Here is a 16,611-nt window from a genome sequence, read left to right on the forward strand (position 1 = left end):
GTGAGCACCGGCATGTCACCCTTGGGCCTGTCCAGATCGAAGTCGAACAGCTTCTTGTCGCCGGTTGCCGCGGCCCTGGTCCCGCTGGTCAAGCTCTGGCAGGACGGCGCGGGCGTCGGCGACCTGTTCTCCGCCTCGCTGTGGCCCGCGGCGTTGTCGGCGGCGCCCGCGGCCGCCGCGGCGGTGCTGGCCGCCGGCACGGTCATCGCCCTGGTCGCGGTGCGCCGCGAACTGCCGGTCGCCGCCGCGGCCGGCATGGCGCTGGCGCTGGGCTCGCTCGCCGTGGTCGGCCACACCAGGGTGTACGGGCCGGGCGGGCTGGTGCTCGCCGCCGACCTGCTGCACCTGGCCACCGCGGCTCTGTGGTTCGGCGGGCTGCTCGGGCTGTGCCTGCTGTTCGTCCCCGACCGCCACCACCGGGTGTCCGAGGTCGCCTCGGCGGTGGGCCGCTTCTCGGCCGCGGCGCTGTGGCTGGTGGCTGGGCTCGGCGCGAGCGCGGTCCTGCTGTGGTGGCGGATCGCCGACAGCGTGGAGGGCCTGTGGACGACCGGCTACGGCCGCCTCGTCCTGGTCAAGCTCGTGCTGGTGCTCGCCGTCGTCGGCGTCGCCGCCTGGAACCGGTACCGGTTCGTCCCCTCGGTGCTCTCCGGCGCGCGCCGGGAGGCCACCCTGGCCGCGCTGCGCCGCACGGTCGGGTTCGAGGCGGCGGGCCTGGCCGTGGTGGTGGCCGTCACCGGCGTGCTGGTCTCGCAGACGCCGCGCGAGGAACCCGCCGCCGCGCCCGCGGCAGCCGCGCCATCCGCCTCCGCCGGGCCCAAGACGCTCACCGTGGCCGTCGGCGAGGGCAAGGCCACCATGGTGATCAGCCCCGGCAAGCGGGGGGTCAACGCGCTCCAGCTGTCCCTGGTGGACGGCAAGGGCGTGCCGCTCGTGCCGCACGAGACGCCGGAGCTGTCGGTACGGCTGCCCGCCTACGAGCTGGGACCGTTCAAGAAGCCACTGTCCACGACGGGCAAGGGCACCTACGAGGCAGCGGTCGACTTCCCGCTGGACGGGACGTGGACGGTGACGCTGGTCGTCCGGCTGTCGGAGTTCGAGAGCCCGGTCGTCTCCCAGAAGGTGGTGATCCCGTGAGATCCCGTGTCATCCGGGCCGCCGGGGTGGTGCTGGCCGCGGCCGCGCTGGTGCTGCTACCGGCTGCCCCGGCGCTGGCTCACGTGCTGTTGGAGTCCGCGCAACCCAACGGGGACGGGTCGGTCACGCTCACCTTCTCCTTCGACCACGGATGCGACGGCGCACCGACCGAGGCACTCGTCGTCCGGATCCCGGCCGGGTCCTCGGTACTGTCGGCCGGCCAGCCGGACGACTGGCGCAGCACGGTCAAGGGAAACACGGTCGAGTGGACCGGCCCGGGGATCACCGACGGCACCAAGGCATCCTTCACTGTGAAGGCACGCCTGTCGGGCAAGGCCGGCGCGCCGCTGCTCTTCCCGGCCACGCAGCGGTGCACCGGCGGCAAGGCGTACGAGTGGATCGGCGCCGACGACGCGTCGAAGGAGCCCGCGCCCCGGCTGATCGCCACCGCCGCCGTCCTGGACCCGGACCTCAGCCCGGCCCTTCCCCCTGCCGTGGGCGCGGACGGCGCCGGCGACGTCCAGGTGGCCGCGGCCCTGGGCGCCTTCACCGCTCTGGCGGCCATGACCGCTCACCTGACCCGCCGGCGACTCCGCCCATGACCGCCGGCCTGATCACCCCCGCCGGAATGCGCGCATACCGCGGAGAACGACGAGCGAGGCAAGGACCGGGAGATTTGCTCGGTCGGACGGACACGAGGCGATCTGATCAACGGATCATACAGCCGGTTCGGCTGTGGGTGCCGAATATTGCGTCACAGGGGCTGATCTGGGGTTTTGCTGTGCTCGATGACTCGGCTCCGGCAGGATCGCAGGATGGCTCTGCGGCTGCTGTACTTGATCGTCTTGCGGGTATTCGGCTGGATCGCGCTCCTCGCCCGATCGCAGGCGTCCAAGGACGCAGAGATCCTGGTGTTGCGGCATTAACTGGCTGTTCTCCGCCGTCAGGTGGCCGTGCCCCGGCCGTCGTGGGCGGACTGGGCGATCGTTACCGCGCTCGCGCGACTCCTGCCCCGAGGCCGCCGATGTCACCTGTTCGTCACACCGCGGACGCTGCTGCGCTGGCATGCCGACCTGGTGAAGCGACGCTGGACCTACCCCAAGCAGGGGCCGGGACGGCCACCGATCCGACCCACCATCCGCGCTTTGGTGCTGCGCCTGGCCGCCGAGAATCCGGGCTGGGGTTACCGGCGCATCGCCGGGCAGATCGCCGGCCTGGGCCGGAAGGTGTCCCCGGCCACCGTGTGGGCCATCTTGAAGAGGGCCGGTTTCGATCCGGCGCCCCAGCGCGGCGGCCCGACGTGGGCTCAGTTCCTCAAGGCTCAGGCGTCCGGGATCTTGGCCTGCGACTTCTTCAGCGTCGAGACGGTCATGCTCGCGCGGCTGTACTGCTTCGCCGTGGTCGAACACGCCACCCGGCGAGTGCACGTGCTGGGGATCACGGCGAACCCCAGCGCCGACTGGGTCGCCCAGCAAGCCCGCAACCTGATACTCGACCTGGGCGACCGGATCGGCAGCTTCCGGTTCCTGATCAGAAACCGGGACAGTAAGTACACTGCTCTGTTCGATGAGGTGTTCACGTCCGAGGGCATCTGCGTGGTGCTTACCGCACCCCAGGCTCCTCGGATGAACGCGATCATGGAGCGGTGGGTGGGCAGCGGTGTCCGTCGCGAGCTACTCGACCGGATCCTCATCATGAACGAACGCCACCTGCGCAAGGTCCTCGCCGAGTAAGAGACCTCCTTCAATCTGCATCGACCGCACCGGGGCCCTGAAGCAGGCCAGCCCGCTCAGAGCGCTACCCGATCCGGTCGACGCGGACATCGATGTCTTCCGACGAGACCGGGTCGGCGGCCTCCTACACGAATACGCCCAGGTCGCATGAGGCGACACAATATTCGGCACCCACAGGGTCGCGGCCGGCTCAACGAGGCGGTGACCGGCGGCCCGCAGGGCGTCCTCCATCAGCCGGGTGCCGCGCCCTTGCCTGCCGTACCTGCCGGCGACCGGCATGATGAGCCGCACAGCTCCGGGCTGCGCGCCGTCGGCGGTCAGGCCGGGCTTCGCGGGACGGTGGCGGACTGGGGACCATCGGCGTTCCTGAGGTTCTCCTCCTCGGTGATGGCGACCCTGGCCATCGCCACCCGCAGGATCGGCGGTGCCATGAGCGACGTGACGACCGCGACGAGGATGATGATCGTGTACGTCTCCGGATTCAGGACGCCGAGCCGCAGGCCGACCATGGCGATGATGACCTCGATGACGCCGCGGGCGTTCATCCCCGCACCCAGCGCGAGCGCCTCCCAGGAGGTGAGCCGGCTGAGCCGGGCTCCGAGGAAGGCCCCGGCGAACTTGCCGACGACGGCGACGGTCAGCACCAGGAGGCCCGCGCCGAGGATCTCCGGTCTGGACAGGGCTGTCAGGTCCATGCGCAGCCCTGCGGTGGCGAAGAACACGGGGGCGAGCACGGCCAGGACGACGGTCCGCAGCGGGGCGAGCCCGGCGGGGTCGGGCTCGCCCCAGGTGCCGATGAGGATGCCCATCACGAAGGCGCCGAAGACTGCCTCAAGGCCCAGCGCGTGGGTGCCCGCGGCGGACAGCAGGATGAGGACCACCGTCACGGCGGTGACGGTGGAGGGCGTGCGTATCCACCGGTAGAGGCGGGTGACCAGCGGCTTTCCGACGAATGCCGCGAAGAGGAGCACCGCGAGCACGTACGCGATCGAGAGCACCACGTTCTGCGTGGCCAACCCGGTCGTGGCCATGACCGAGACGATCGACAACATGACCCAGCCGAACACGTCGTCCACCATTCCGGCGACCAGCGTGAGCTGGCCGATGTTGCGGTGCAGCAGGTTCATGTCGAACAGGGTCTTGGCGATGACCGGGATGGCGCTCACGCACATGGCCACCCCCAGGAAGAGCGCGAAAACCGTGCGGTCCTGGCTGCCTGCGGCCAGCGGCGAGGGCAGCAGCCCGGTGCCGATGCCCAGCACGAACGGGATGACCAGGCCGAACAGGCTGACCTTGGCGACCGTGGCGCCCCGCCTGCGCACCAGCCCCAGATCCAGATGGCTGCCGGTGATCCCCACCAGCAGCAGCACGCCGAGCAGGCCGACCGCGTCCAGCAGGTGGAACTGCTCCGCGTCGCGTGGCAGCAGCCAGGCGGTCAAGGCGGGAGCGGCATGCTGGAAGAGCGACGGGCCCAGGATGACGCCGGCGCACAACTCGCCGACCACGGCGGGCATCTTCCACCGTACGGCGAGCCTGCCGAGTGCCACCGCGACCAGGAGCAGCACTCCGACCTGGAGCAGGAACACCAGCGGCATGGCGCCGAGCGCTGGAACCGGCTGGGTCACCACGATGGATGAGTGGTTCACAGTGCTGCCTTTCTCGTGTCATCGGACTGGCCCGGCTCGCGGCGCGGGCGCGGGCCGCGGCTCGACGCACGATCGCGTGACTCCCCCGCCGCATGCCGTTTCGTGCGTTCCCGGCGCCCCAGGGCAGGGCTCCACGGTCTGCGAAGTGATACGCCCGGGACGGCGCCGGGGATGACGGCGCTTCCGCATGTCGGCTGTCCGGGCGGGACTGCAATGGATCTGCAATGGCCGCGGGGAGCATCTGAATCGACCAAGAAGACGAGCCCAGGAGGGACCGGTCACATGTCAGAACTCACGCAGTGGCAAGCCGAGGAGGTCGTCGCCGCCTGGCGCACCGGGCAGCAGACGGCTCAGGGGTTCGACGAACTGATCAACCCGGCAGGACCGCTGTTCGGCGCCGGTACGGACGACCTCACCTTCGAGCCGGCCACCTGGGGTAACACCCGGAGCCTGGCCAACACGCGTACCGCCAACACGGGTGAGATCAACACGCGGACGGCCAACACCCGCACCACCAACACCCGCCAGATCAACACCCGCACCACCAACACGCGCGACATCAACACGCGGACGGCCAACACCCGCGACATCAACACCCGCACCACCAACACCCGCCAGATCAACACCCGCACCACCAACACGCGGGAGATGGCGGGCATGAGAGGGCTCGCGAACACGCGCAGCATGGCGAACACGCGCAACACCCGTACCGTCCGGTTCGAGATGAGCGCGGTCTCCTAGCCGTGCGTATTTCCGACCGGACACATCTGCACCCACGGGTAACGAGACCGTGAGCGACACCGTGCCGGGTCACCTGCTGGAGCCTGCCCTGCTTCGGCTGGCGGCCCGGCTCGGCTCGGTTCCGGGGCTGGCCGAGGCGGAGCGCGATGCGCTGCACACCGCCGCCGAGACGGCGCTGCGCGACACCGTAAGCCGGCTCATCGAACGCGTCCTGCTTCTGGAGCTGCACGCGGCCCGGCTCACCGGCCGGCTCACCGCGGCCGATCCGGCGGCCCGGTGGGCGGAGTGGCAGACCCAGACGGCCGCTCCCGCCTTCTGGACCTCGCTGGGCCGCCACTACCCGACCTTGCTGCCCCGCCTGCGCCGGGTGATCGGCAACAGGTGCGCGGCGGCGCTGACGCTGGCGCACCGGTTCGTCACCGACCGCACCGCTCTCGGCCCGCTCATGGGCGGCGGTGGGACCGGACTGGTCGAGGTGCGGTTCGCGGCCGGGGACAGCCATCGGGGCGGGCAGACCGTGGTCCTCCTGGATTGCGAGAGCGGCCGCGTCGCGTACAAGCCGCGCCCGGTCACCGTGGACCGCGCCCTGGCACGGTTCCTGGAACGGGTGCTGCACGATGAACCTGCGCTCACCCGGATCCGGGTTCCCGAGGTCGTGTCCCGCGGCACCTACGGCTGGGCCGGCTACGTCGAGCACCGCTACTGCGACAGTGACGAGGAACTGCGTGCCTTCCATCGTGGGCTGGGGCACTGGCTGGCGGTGATGTTCCTGCTCGGCGGCAGCGACATGCACGCCGAAAATCTCATCGCCGCCGGGCCGGTGCCCGTCGTCGTGGACTGCGAGACGCTGTTCACGCCGCAGCCGCCCGCCATGGAGCCGGGTTTCTGCGACGCCACCGACAGGGCCGCGGCGCTGCTGGGTGGCTCGGTGCTGAGCACGGGCCTGCTGCCGGACCGCGGGACGGCGCTGGGCTGGCGAGGGATCGACCCGTCCGGGATCGGCTCGCTGCCCGGCCAGCAGCCACCCGCGGAGCTGCAGGTGATCCTGGAGGCGGGCACCGATCGGGCCAGAGTGGGCCGGGCCCGCGTGGAACTGCCCATGGAGCGGAACCTGCCGAGCCCCGACCCGGTGCTGGGTGCTTACTGGGACCAGGTGGTCGCCGGATTCACCGAGCTCACCGAGCGGTTGCGGGGGCTGGATGAGGCGGGTGAGCTGGAGCCGGCGCTCGACGGTTTCGCCGACGCGCCGGTGCGGGTCGTCCCCCGCTCCACCGAGTCGTACGCGGAGCTGGGCCGCATGTTGTGGCACCCGGCGTCGCTGCACGACGAGCCCGCCGCCCGCGAACGCGCCGAGGCCGTGCTCGCCCGCCAGGCGGTCAACGTGCCCGGCAGGCCGGACGATCCGGCCGTGATCGCGGCCGAGGTGTCGGACCTGCTCGTCGCCGACGTGCCCGTGTACTCCACCACGCCCCGCCGCGGACTGCTGACCGGGCCGCGCGGAACGATGTGGGGAGCGGCTGACGACCTGTTCGCCGGTACGCTGCGCCGCTGGCGGGCAGCCGACATCGAGGTGGAACGGCAGGTCATCCGATCCTCCGTGGTGGGCGCGTACCTGAACGACGGGTGGCTGCGCGGTGCGCGGACCCTGGTGCCGCGCCGGGTGCGCACCTCGGGCCTGGACCGGCGCCGGCGTACGGCGGCCGCGGGGATCGTGCGCGGGCTGGCCGCGTCCGCCGTGCGCGGGGACGACGGCAGTGCCACGTGGATCGGGCCGGTGCTGGACTCGGCCGGCTGGGCGGTGCTGCCGCTCGGGCCGGACATGTACGGCGGCACGGCGGGAATCGCCGTGCTGCTCGCGGGCTACCAGCACGAGGCGGAGCACGGCCGGGCCGATCCGGTGCCCGAGGCGGCCGAACTGCTGCGAGCCGTGCTGCGTACCCTGCGCGCCACCGGGGATGCCCTGCTGGCGGCCGAGGCCCGGGAGGTCGCCGGAGGTTATCTCGGCATCGGGTCGCGGATCTGGGCCTGGCTGCTGCTGGAACGGCTCGGTGCGGTCGAGCCGGCCGAGGCGGTGTCCCAGGCGTCGGCCGTGCTGGCCGGCCTGTCGGCCTCGCTGGCCGGCGATGCGTCGTTCGGGCTGGTCGATGGGCTGGCGGGGGCGGTGGTGCCGCTGCTCAGGCTGGATGAGCGCGTCGAGGGAGGGCACGCCGGAGCGGTGGCGCTGGCCGATGAGATCGGGTCCCGGTTGGTGGCGGCCGCGGAGGTCCGCGACGGCGTCGCCCGATGGGTGAGCCCGGAGCCGTCCCTGGACTCCGCCGGGCTGGCCCATGGTGCCGCCGGGATCGGCTGGGCACTGTCCCGGCTGGCGGCGGCCACCGGGAACGCGGAGGCGGCAGCTCTCGCCGCCACCGCCGTCCGTCCGGAGCCGGAGCATCCGGCGACCGCCGCCGCCTTCGAGCAGCCCGAGCACCCCACGGTCGGCGCCGCGACCTGGGCTTACGGAGCCGGCGGGCTCGGGATCGTCGCGGCGGACGAGTTGCGGCGGGTGGCCCAGGGTGACCTGGTGAGCGCCGCGCGCCGGCGCGCCGTGCTGGGGCGGGCGGCGGCGGTGTGCAGGGTGGACGGCTTCGGCCGGAACCACACCCTGGCCCACGGGGACCTCGGCGCCTGGGAGGTGCTCACGCTCGCCGCCGCCACCGGCGCGCTCGACATCGACAGGGAGCGGCTGGATGCCCGCGTGCTCAGCGGGATCGAGCAGTTCGGCCCCTCCAGCGGGTTCGCCGGGAACGCGCTGGTGCCGGGGCTGCTGCCCGGGCTCGGCGGTGTGGCGTACCAGTTGCTGCGGATGCACCCCGGCTGCCCGCTGCCCTCCGTCCTGCTCCCCGACCCGGGAGCCGGCGAACTGACGGGACACGCTCGGCCATCGGCGGCCGGGCTCCGCCAAGGGGCTAGGGGGTGAGCGTGGCGCTGCGCAGGATCGCCACGTGCAGGGCGCTGGTGGCCGGTGTGGGATCGATGCCCAGCTCCTCGGCGAGCGTGGCCCGGAGCCGCTCGTAGGCGGCCAGCGCCCTGGCGGGCTCGCCGGCCAGCTCGTACGCCCGCATCAGCAGGCGGCAGGCGATCTCGTCGAACGGATCCTGCGCCACAGCGGACTGGGCGGCCAGTCGTGCCTCGGACGGACGCCGCCGACGCAGCGCGGCGGCGGCGGTCACGTGCAGCGCCCGCCGCAGGACGTCGGCCCGCGCCGCCCTGGCGGGCTCGACCCACGCCGCGTCCGTGACATCGGGGAACACCTCGGCGTCGGCGACGAGACGGACGGCGTCGCCCGCGAGCCGCATGGCCCGGCGCGCGTCGCTCGCCAGGACGCCTTCGGCGACGCCGGCCAGCTCACGCGCCTGCCACAGGTCGACGCGGACGTGCCGGCCCAGGCGGTATCCGCTGCGCCCGCCGAGCACGACGCCGGGGTCGAGCGTGGCGCGTAGCCTGCTGACCAGCGTGGCCACATTGTCCCCCGGTCGCGACGGCCACCTCTCGCCCCACAACGCCTCGGCGGCGATGTCCATGTGCACCAGCCGCCCGTCGGCCACGGCGAGCAGCGCGAGCAGCGTACGAGCCTTGCGGCTGCCCACCTCGGTGCCGGTCAGGCGGCGCGCCCCGACACAAACCGCGAACTCGCCGATGAGCCGCAGCCGCATCTCACGTCCACTGTCCACGAAGGCTCCCCCCGGCCACCGGACCACGGGCACGCCGGTGCCGGTGAGGCGGAGTCGGTCCATCACACGCTGTCCGTCCATCGCACGCTGTCCGTCCATCGCACGCTGTCGGTCCATCACGCGCTGTCCGTCCATCGCACGCTGTCCGTCCATCGCACGCTGTCCGTCCATCACGCGCTGTCCGTCCATCACGCGCTGTCCGTCCATCACGCGCTGTCCGTCCATCGCACGCTGTCCGTCCATCACATGCTCTCCCGTTCATCCGGCCCGGCCTCCGAGCAGCGCGTACACCTGTACGGCGAGCAGGCAGAGCACCATGACGCCCGCGCCCAGGGTGAGTCCCGCGAAGCCGAACGTGCCGACGACCGGGCCGGCGACGAGCCCGCCCGCGGCCGCGCACAGGCCCACCGTCATGTCGGCCGTGCCCTGGACCCGCAGCCGCCGCCCGGCGGGGACCGACTCGCTGAGCAACAGCGAGCCGGAGACCAGGCAGGCCGACCAGCCCACGCCGAGCAGGACCAGCCCGGCGGTGAGGCGCCAGGAGTCGTGGCCCGCCGTACCGGCCACCACGGTGGCCGCCAGCAGCAATGTCGCGCCGGTCACCAGGCCCGCCCGCCGCCCGAACCGGTCGCAGAGCCGGCCGACCAGCGGCGACAGGGCGTACATGCCCAGCACGTGGGCGCTGGCGGCGGCGCCGATGACGGTCAGGCCGGTGCCGGCCGCGGCCATGTGCACGGGGGTGATCACCATCAGCGGGAGCATGACGGAGTGGCTCACCACCATCGTCGTCACCGCCAGCCGCGCCGGTGGGGTGGTCAGGATCAGGCGCGGCACCCAGATCCCGCCGGGGCCGGGCCGGGCCGGCTCGCCGGCGACCCGCCGGGACAGGAGCAGGGGGTCGGGGCGGAGCATCGTCCCCGCCACGGTGGCCGCCACCAGGAAGGCCGCCGCCGCGAAGACGTAAGCGCCGGTCAGCGGGGGCAGGCCGGCCCGCTCGGCCAGCACGGCGGTGGGCCCGACCAGGTTCGGGCCGATCACCACGCCGGCGGTCGCGGCCCAGACGACGGTGGACAGGGCGCGGGCGCGCTGCGCGGGCGTGGCCAGGTCGGTGGCGGCGTAACGGGACTGCAGGCTGGTGGCGGTCGCGGCGCCGTACAGGATGAGCCCTGCCATCAGGACGGGCAGCGAGTCCGTCCAGCCGCCCAGGACGGCGACGCACGCGCCGACGAGGCCGGTGGTGAAGCCCGCGATCATGCCCCGGCGCCGTCCGAACCGCTGCATGACGAGCACGATGGGCAGGGCGAGCAGCGCCGCCCCTGCCACCTGCGAGCCCTGCGCGTATCCGGCGGCGGCCGGATCGCCGGCGACGGACGCGGCGAGCAGCCCGCCGGCCGTCGTGCCCGCCAGCGCCCCCACGCCGCCGACGACCTGCGTGACGGCCAGCACCCGTACGGTCCGCGCCTGAACGCGGGCCACCTCGGCGCCGGCGGCGGTCCTGTCCACGCCGGCGGGGTTCTCGACGTCCGTCACGGCAGCCGGTAGGCCAGCAGCCGGCCGTTGGCCGACACCGAGTTGTCGGCGACGTAAAGGGTGTCGCGGGTGAAGGACAACGAGCTGGGCATGGTCAGGCCCTCGGTGACGACGGGCACGGTCGTCCCGTCGCGCTCGACGCGGGTGACCCGGCCGGCGGGCGGGGGGACGGTGTGGGGGCTGCCGGTGTAGTCGACCTCAAGGACGTGCAGCCGTCCCCTGGCGTCGACGTCCATGTCGAGGATGGGCGACAAGCCCTCCGCGAAGACGCGCGGCTGCTGCCCGGGTACCACGTGCCAGATCCGCGCGACCTTGCCCGTGTAGGGGTATCCGGTGTACTCGCTGACGTAGTACGAGCCGCGCGGACCGCGTACCACCGAGGTGGGTACCGCCTGGACCTGCGCAGGACCGTTCGGCGTGGTCACCGTCTGCGCGGGGAACACCGCGACGACCGAGATGGCGCCGTCCCTGGCCACCCGCAGCAGCGCGTTGGCCCCGGCGTCGGCGACCAGGAACCCGTCGCCGTCCGCCATCGCGGCGTACGGATGGCACCACAGCCCGGCGAAGCCCGCGCCACCGTCCGGGTTGTGGGCGATCTCGTGGGCGGCCAGGTCCGCGAACGGCCGCAGTCCCTTGGGGGTCGCGTACGCGAGCGTGCCCAGTTCACGACCGGCCTCGCCGAGCGCCTCGCGCCCCGTGGGGTTGTTGGCCAGGCCCATGACGACGACCAGCCCCTTCGGGGTGAGGAGCATGTCGCTCGGCCCGTGCGCGAAGGCGCCGTCCTTGGTGCCGAGCGAGGCGGTGCCGCTGACGAGCGTGGTCTTGCGGCCGTGCGTGAACAGGGAGACGGCGCCCGTCCGGCTGAGGCACTGCTCCGCTCCCGCGCTGCCCGGGCTTCTGGGCAGGCACGGCTCCGTGCCCTCCCTCCCGGATTCGGCGACCAGCACCACACCGCCGGCCAGGGCGCGGATGCCGCGCGGGTGGGCCAGCCCTTCCGCGACGACGCGGGGCGCGGAAAGGACCGGCGACGCCGCGGCGGTGGCCTGCGCCGGGAGTGGCAGGGCGGCGCAGGCGAGCATGGCCGCCGCGAGAACGATGGCAGATCTCATGAGGGGACGTCCTTTCTGAGCGGTCCGCCCGCCGCCTCGGCGCCTTCGCGCAGAACGAAGCGGCGGAGTTTGCCGGTGTGCGTGCGCGGAAGCTCCGCGGCCACGCGGACCGACTTGGGCACCTTGAAGGCGGCCAGATGCTCGCGGGCCAGCGCGATCAGCTCCGGCTCCAGTCGCGCGGCGTCCACGCCGGGCGTGCCCGGCACCACGAACGCGCGCAACGCGGTCACGCCGGCGTCGTCGCGCACGGACACCACGGCCACCTCGCGGACGCCAGGATGCCGGGCGAGCACCGACTCGACCTCCGTCGGTGCCACGTTGATGCCGCCGACGACCTCCATGTCGTCGGTGCGGCCGTGGTGCACGTACGTGCCGTCGGCGCTGCGGCTCACCCGGTCGCGGGTGTTGAGCCAGCCGTCGACCAGCACCTTCGCGGTCAGCTCCGGTGCGCCGAGATAGCCCGGCATGATCATGGGGCCGCGCACCCACAACTCCCCGATCTCGCCGTCGGCGACCGGCTCACCGTCCTCGCCGCGGAGCTGGAGCTCACATTCCGGCACCGGCCGGCCGATGGTGCCGGGCGTGTTGTCCCAGACGGTGTTGGCGCAGTAGGCGTGACCAGCCTCCGTGGCGCCGATCTGCTCCAGCACCGGCGTCCCCAGCGCCCGGGTCAGCTTCGCCCCGAGCGCCGGGAGCAGCCGTTCGCCCGCCGAGACCGCGGCGCGCAGCGAGCCGAACCCCTCCTGCGGGCAGTGGTCGAGCAGCTTGGCGTAGAACCCGGGCACGGCGAACAGCAGCGTGACCCCGTACCGCCCGATCGCCGCCGCGACCTGCGCGGCCGTCGGCCGGTGCCCGAACAGCACCGCGCCCGCCCCGGTGAACAGCGGGAAGACCAGCGCGTTGCCGAAGCCGTAGGCGAAGTACGTCTTCGAGACCGACAGGAGCACGTCCTCGGCGCGCACGTCGAGCACACCCTTGCCGACACATCGCTGGTAGGCCGCGAGTTGCCCGTGGGTGTGCACCGCGCCCTTGGGTGTGCCGGTGGTGCCGGAGGTGTACTGGACGTACAGGGGCTCGCCGGGACCGGCGTCGATGGGCGCGGGGATCGGACGGGTGTGCCCCAGGGCGAGCAGTTCGCCGGCGGTGACGTGGCGGGCGGCGTCGTAGCGGCCGCTCAGCGCGGCGCCCGCGACGATCGTGTGCGGCGCGCAGTCGGCGACGATCCTGGCGTGGTCGGAGGCGGGGACGTCCGGGTTGACGATGACGGCCGGCGCGCCGATCCGCGCCGCGCCGAGGAACGCGGCGATCACGCCCATGCCGTCGGGGAGCGCGAGCAGGACCCGATCGCCCCTGCGCACTCCCCGGGCGGCCAGGCCCGACGCGGCGCGGGCGGCCATCCGGTGCAGGGCCGCGTGCGTGTGCGGGACGCCGTTGTCCCAGAACGCCGTGCGCCCCAGCCATCCTCCGCCTTCGGCGAGTTGCTCGATCTGCCGGGTGACGTTCATCGGGCCACCTCCGACAGCCCGCCGGCCACCAGTTCGCCCGGAGCGTGCCCCTCGTCCAGGCCCAGCAGCGCGGCGCACGCCTTGAGCAGCATCTCCTCGTACTCGTCGGCCGGGTCGGAGCCGAGCACGATGGCGCCGCCCGCGCCGATCCTGATGCCGTCGGGGGTGAAGACCGCCGTCCTGATCGTGATGTTCAGGTCGGCGGTCCCGTCGCAGCCCAGGAACCCGATCGTGCCCGAGTAGGGGCCGCGCGCCTCCGTCTCCAGCTCGTCGATGATCTCCATGGTGCGCAGCTTGGGCGCGCCGGTCATGGAGCCGCCGGGGAAGCACGCGCGCAGGCAGTCCACGGCCGAGGACTCGGGACGCAGCAACCCGCGGATCGTCGAGACGAGCTGGTGCACGGTCTGGTACGACTCGACCTGCATCAGGGCGGGCACGTGCACGCTGCCGGGCTCGCACACCCGGCCGAGGTCGTTGCGGAGCAGATCGACGATCATGAGGTTCTCCGCGCGGCTCTTCGGGTCGGTGGCCAGCGTGGTGCGCAGGCGCTCGTCCTCGGTCTCGGTGACGCCCCGGGGAGCGGTGCCCTTGATCGGTTTGCTCTCCACGACGCGGCCCTTGTCTATCTTCAGGAAACGTTCGGGCGAGGAGCAGGCGACCTGGACGCCGCCGGCCGACAGGTACGCCGCGTACGGCGCGGGGTTGCGGGCGCGCATCCGGCCGTAGAAGCGCAGCGGGTCCACGACGAGCGGCAGGCGCACCGCGTTGGTCAGGCAGATCTCGTACGACTCGCCCGCCAGCAGCTCATCCTGGCAGCGCCGCACGTCGGCCAGGTAGCGTGCGCGGCCACGTACCAGGCCGGCCTCCGCCACCGCGCGCGGGCCGGGGCCGCCCGCCGGGCCATCCCGGGGCGGCTGCGGCGCAGGCGTGATCCCGCCCGCGGTCGTGGCCGCCCACCTCAGCCAGGCGGCCGCCGCCCGCTCCGACTCCCGCGTGGCGACGCTCAGGGCCACCAGGTGCAGGGAGTCGTCGGCGTGGTCGACGACCGCGAACCGGTCGGGAAACATCCACACGGCGTCCGGCACCTCGGAGGAGTGCTTGGCCGAGGACCCGCAGTCGGCCTTGACCTCGTACCCGAGGTAGCCCATGTATCCGCCGGTGAAGTCGAACGGCAGCTCGGGCGCGTGCACCGACCGCCGCCGCAGCTCCCGGTCCAGGACCTCCAGGATGGATCCGGCGACCCGCCGCGTGCCGGCGCCGACCGTCTCGATGCCGACCTCCCCCTCACCGACCTGGTAGGTCAGCACCTCGCCGTGCGCGGGGGACGCCTCGGCCAGGTAGGAGAATCTGGCCAGTCCGGGACCGTGCCGGGCACTGTCCAGCCACATGGTGTGCCGGGAGCCGCCGAAGAGCGCGTGGTAGAGCGGCTCGCTCCCGGCGCGCAACGGGACCGACCGGGTGTGCGCGGTGTACTCCAGCAGGTCGGTGGCCCGCCCCGCCGGCCGGCCGTGGTGCCGTTCGGCGATGCGCCGGAAGTTCGCCAGCAGCCGCGCCCCGTACTCGGTCAGGACCGACTCGGGGTGGAACTGCACCCCCCAGATCGGACGGTGCCGGTGGCGCAGCCCCATGAGCACGCCGTCCTCCGCCCACGCGGTCGCCTCAAGGTGGCCGGGCAGCGGCTCGGGCACCCGCAACGAGTGATAACGCACTCCCCCGAACTCCTGCGGGATGCCGTGGAACAGCTCGTCGCCGGTGTGACGGACGCGGCTGACGTGCCCGTGCCGGGCGGCAGGCGCCCGCTCGACCGCCCCGCCGCCGACCGCCGCGATCCCCTGGTGCCCGAGACACACCCCGAGCACGGGTACGGTCGCCTCCCGCAGGACGTCGGCACATCGGCCGAAGTCCTCCGGGTTGCCAGGGTCGCCGGGACCTGGAGAGATGACCACGCAGTCCAGTTCCGCGGCCAACTCCACGCAGCGCGGGTCGTCATTGGCGACCACCACGGGGTCGACCCCGTTGATCTGCGCCAGCAACTGGAACAGGTTGTAGGTGTAGGAGTCGTAGTTGTCGATGAGCAGGCAACGGATCACCCCCGGCCACCGCCGATCACGGTCGTCTTGCGGACGGCGAGCATGTGCATGAGGCCGTCGCCGTACAGGGAGGGGGGCATCGTGGCCCAGGGCGGCACAGGGGCGGTGACCACCCGGCCGATGCGGGGTTCGTCCTCGGCGAGGCGGGCCAGGTGATCGTCGCCCAGCACGGTCACGACCAGGGAGTCGCGTAGGGGCGCCACGCCCTCGTCCGGGTGCCAGGGGGCGACGACGACGAACGGCGAGGTCAGCTCGGTGTGCACGGCCGGATGGCCGGAGCTCGGCGCCGACAGTACCACCGGGCGCACCGCGTACGAGCCGTCGTCCAGCGCGGCCAGCGGGTCTCCGCCGTAGTGCGGGGCGGTGTGGTCGGTCAGGCCGGCGGCCAGCTCGTCCAGGCGCTTGCGCAGGACGGTGGCGCGCTCGGCCGACACGGCGGGCAGCCGCGCCCGATCGTCGGTGACGAGGTGGGCCGGGGTGGGCGCGAGCCGCTCGGCCAGGACGTCGGCGAGCGCGCCCGGATCCTCGGTGGTGAGGATGGCCGAGACGTTGTCGCAGCGGACACCGCCGTCGCCGAGCACGCTGTCCACCAGGTGGTCGAGCTCGGCGGCGGAGGGCTCGTGGTCGATGACGAGCTTGCTGCGGCCGGGGCCGTTCACCCGGACGTCGCGCCGCCGCTCCCACTGCCGGGTGAGCTTGGGCGGGCCCTGCACGGCTCCGGCGTCCGCGCGCTCGACCAGCAGATGGCCGATCCGGTCCGGCCCCGGCAGCAGCGTGAGCTTCTCCGGCGCGACCCCGGCCGCGCGCAGCGCGCCCATGAGCCGGTGCGGCGTGAACGGATCGGCGCGTCCGGGGCGGATCATGACGCTGTAGCCGATCGACAGCGCCCGCACCCACAACGAGTTGCCCCCCGAGTGGGTGCCGAGGTTGGTGAGCATCGCGAAGAGCCGCCCGCGGGGGATCCAGCGGGCGGCGACGCCTTCCACGTCCGGGATCGGCGGCAGATCGAGCGCGTTGTACCGCCGGACATCGGCGAGCACCCGGGCCAGATAGTGCAGCCCGTCGCGGACGACGGGCTTCGGCACGCCGGTGGCCAGCGCGCAGCGGATCAGGTAGTCGTCGGGCGACTCGCCGTCCACCTCCTCGGTGAGCAGGATCTCGGCGGCACGCGAGAGCGTCGCCTGGTCGGGCGGCACGCCGTCGGCCGCGTCACGGACCCGTTGCACCGCCGGCACCGCGGTCAGCGGCGCGGCCAGGCGCACCTCCGCCACGCGGGCGCCGTGCACGCCGACGAGGTCGGAGTGGTCCTGACTGTCCATGGGCTGGCCGGCGACCAGCGGCCGGATCGTGGGGATTGCGGTTGGCATCGGCAGGTCTCCTGCGCGTTCGGTCGGTCATGTGGTGGCGGGC

The 16,611-nt window shown here is 73.1% G+C and carries 12 protein-coding genes; 5 read left to right on the forward strand and 7 right to left on the reverse strand.

Features of this window, described 5'->3' with window-relative positions; genetic code table 11:
* From AB0I81_RS55515 to AB0I81_RS55525, 3 genes are all read left to right on the forward strand, one after another.
* On the forward strand, window positions 1–1,134 hold a 1,134-nt coding region (locus AB0I81_RS55515; protein ID WP_360676940.1), incomplete at its 5' end, for a CopD family protein.
* Window positions 1,131–1,736 carry a DUF1775 domain-containing protein gene (locus AB0I81_RS55520; RefSeq protein ID WP_360676942.1) on the forward strand — a complete coding sequence of 202 codons (606 nt, stop codon included), beginning with the start codon at window positions 1,131–1,133 and terminating at the stop codon, window positions 1,734–1,736. The genes AB0I81_RS55515 and AB0I81_RS55520, both read left to right, overlap by 4 nt.
* Window positions 1,737–2,210: 474 nt before the next feature.
* Window positions 2,211–2,867, forward strand: a complete 657-nt coding sequence (locus AB0I81_RS55525; RefSeq protein ID WP_360676944.1) for a helix-turn-helix domain-containing protein — start codon at window positions 2,211–2,213, stop codon at window positions 2,865–2,867.
* Between the two features lie 317 nt (window positions 2,868–3,184).
* Here AB0I81_RS55525 and AB0I81_RS55530 read toward each other — a convergent pair whose 3' ends face one another.
* Entirely contained in the window at window positions 3,185–4,513 is a 1,329-nt protein-coding gene (locus AB0I81_RS55530; protein WP_360676946.1) for a cation:proton antiporter, read from the reverse strand.
* Between the two features lie 282 nt (window positions 4,514–4,795).
* Between AB0I81_RS55530 and AB0I81_RS55535 the strand changes: the two genes are divergently transcribed.
* Together AB0I81_RS55535 and AB0I81_RS55540 are read left to right on the forward strand one after the other, a co-directional pair.
* Complete coding sequence (locus AB0I81_RS55535) at window positions 4,796–5,254, forward strand: DUF6229 family protein (protein WP_360676948.1); 459 nt, start codon at window positions 4,796–4,798, stop codon at window positions 5,252–5,254.
* A 49-nt stretch (window positions 5,255–5,303) separates the two neighbouring features.
* Window positions 5,304–8,213: a type 2 lanthipeptide synthetase LanM family protein gene (locus AB0I81_RS55540; RefSeq protein WP_360676950.1), complete on the forward strand. Its 2,910-nt coding sequence runs from the start codon at window positions 5,304–5,306 to the stop codon at window positions 8,211–8,213.
* Here AB0I81_RS55540 and AB0I81_RS55545 read toward each other — a convergent pair.
* The 6 genes from AB0I81_RS55545 to AB0I81_RS55570 form a co-directional block, all read right to left on the reverse strand.
* A complete protein-coding gene (locus AB0I81_RS55545) occupies window positions 8,203–9,030 on the reverse strand; it encodes a BTAD domain-containing putative transcriptional regulator (RefSeq protein WP_360676952.1) in 828 nt (275 codons plus the stop codon). The two genes, AB0I81_RS55540 and AB0I81_RS55545, sit on opposite strands and share 11 nt — an antisense overlap.
* Before the next feature lie 195 nt (window positions 9,031–9,225).
* On the reverse strand, window positions 9,226–10,497 hold the full coding sequence (locus AB0I81_RS55550) for an MFS transporter (RefSeq protein WP_360676954.1): 1,272 nt from the start codon (window positions 10,495–10,497) through the stop codon (window positions 9,226–9,228).
* Window positions 10,494–11,606, reverse strand: a complete 1,113-nt coding sequence (locus AB0I81_RS55555) for a ScyD/ScyE family protein (protein WP_360676956.1) — start codon at window positions 11,604–11,606, stop codon at window positions 10,494–10,496. The genes AB0I81_RS55550 and AB0I81_RS55555 overlap by 4 nt, the downstream gene beginning before the upstream one ends.
* A complete protein-coding gene (locus AB0I81_RS55560; protein WP_360676958.1) occupies window positions 11,603–13,111 on the reverse strand; it encodes an AMP-binding protein in 1,509 nt (502 codons plus the stop codon). The genes AB0I81_RS55555 and AB0I81_RS55560 overlap by 4 nt, the downstream gene beginning before the upstream one ends.
* Window positions 13,108–15,201 carry an aminodeoxychorismate synthase component I gene (gene pabB, locus AB0I81_RS55565; protein WP_360676961.1) on the reverse strand — a complete coding sequence of 698 codons (2,094 nt, stop codon included), beginning with the start codon at window positions 15,199–15,201 and terminating at the stop codon, window positions 13,108–13,110. Before pabB ends, AB0I81_RS55560 begins: the two co-directional genes overlap by 4 nt.
* Window positions 15,198–16,568: an aldehyde dehydrogenase family protein gene (locus AB0I81_RS55570; RefSeq protein WP_360676963.1), complete on the reverse strand. Its 1,371-nt coding sequence runs from the start codon at window positions 16,566–16,568 to the stop codon at window positions 15,198–15,200. Before AB0I81_RS55570 ends, pabB begins: the two co-directional genes overlap by 4 nt.
* Window positions 16,569–16,611: the final 43 nt, after the last annotated feature.

Origin of the sequence: Nonomuraea sp. NPDC050404, from assembly GCF_040655495.1 — a bacterium.
GTDB lineage: Bacteria > Actinomycetota > Actinomycetes > Streptosporangiales > Streptosporangiaceae > Nonomuraea.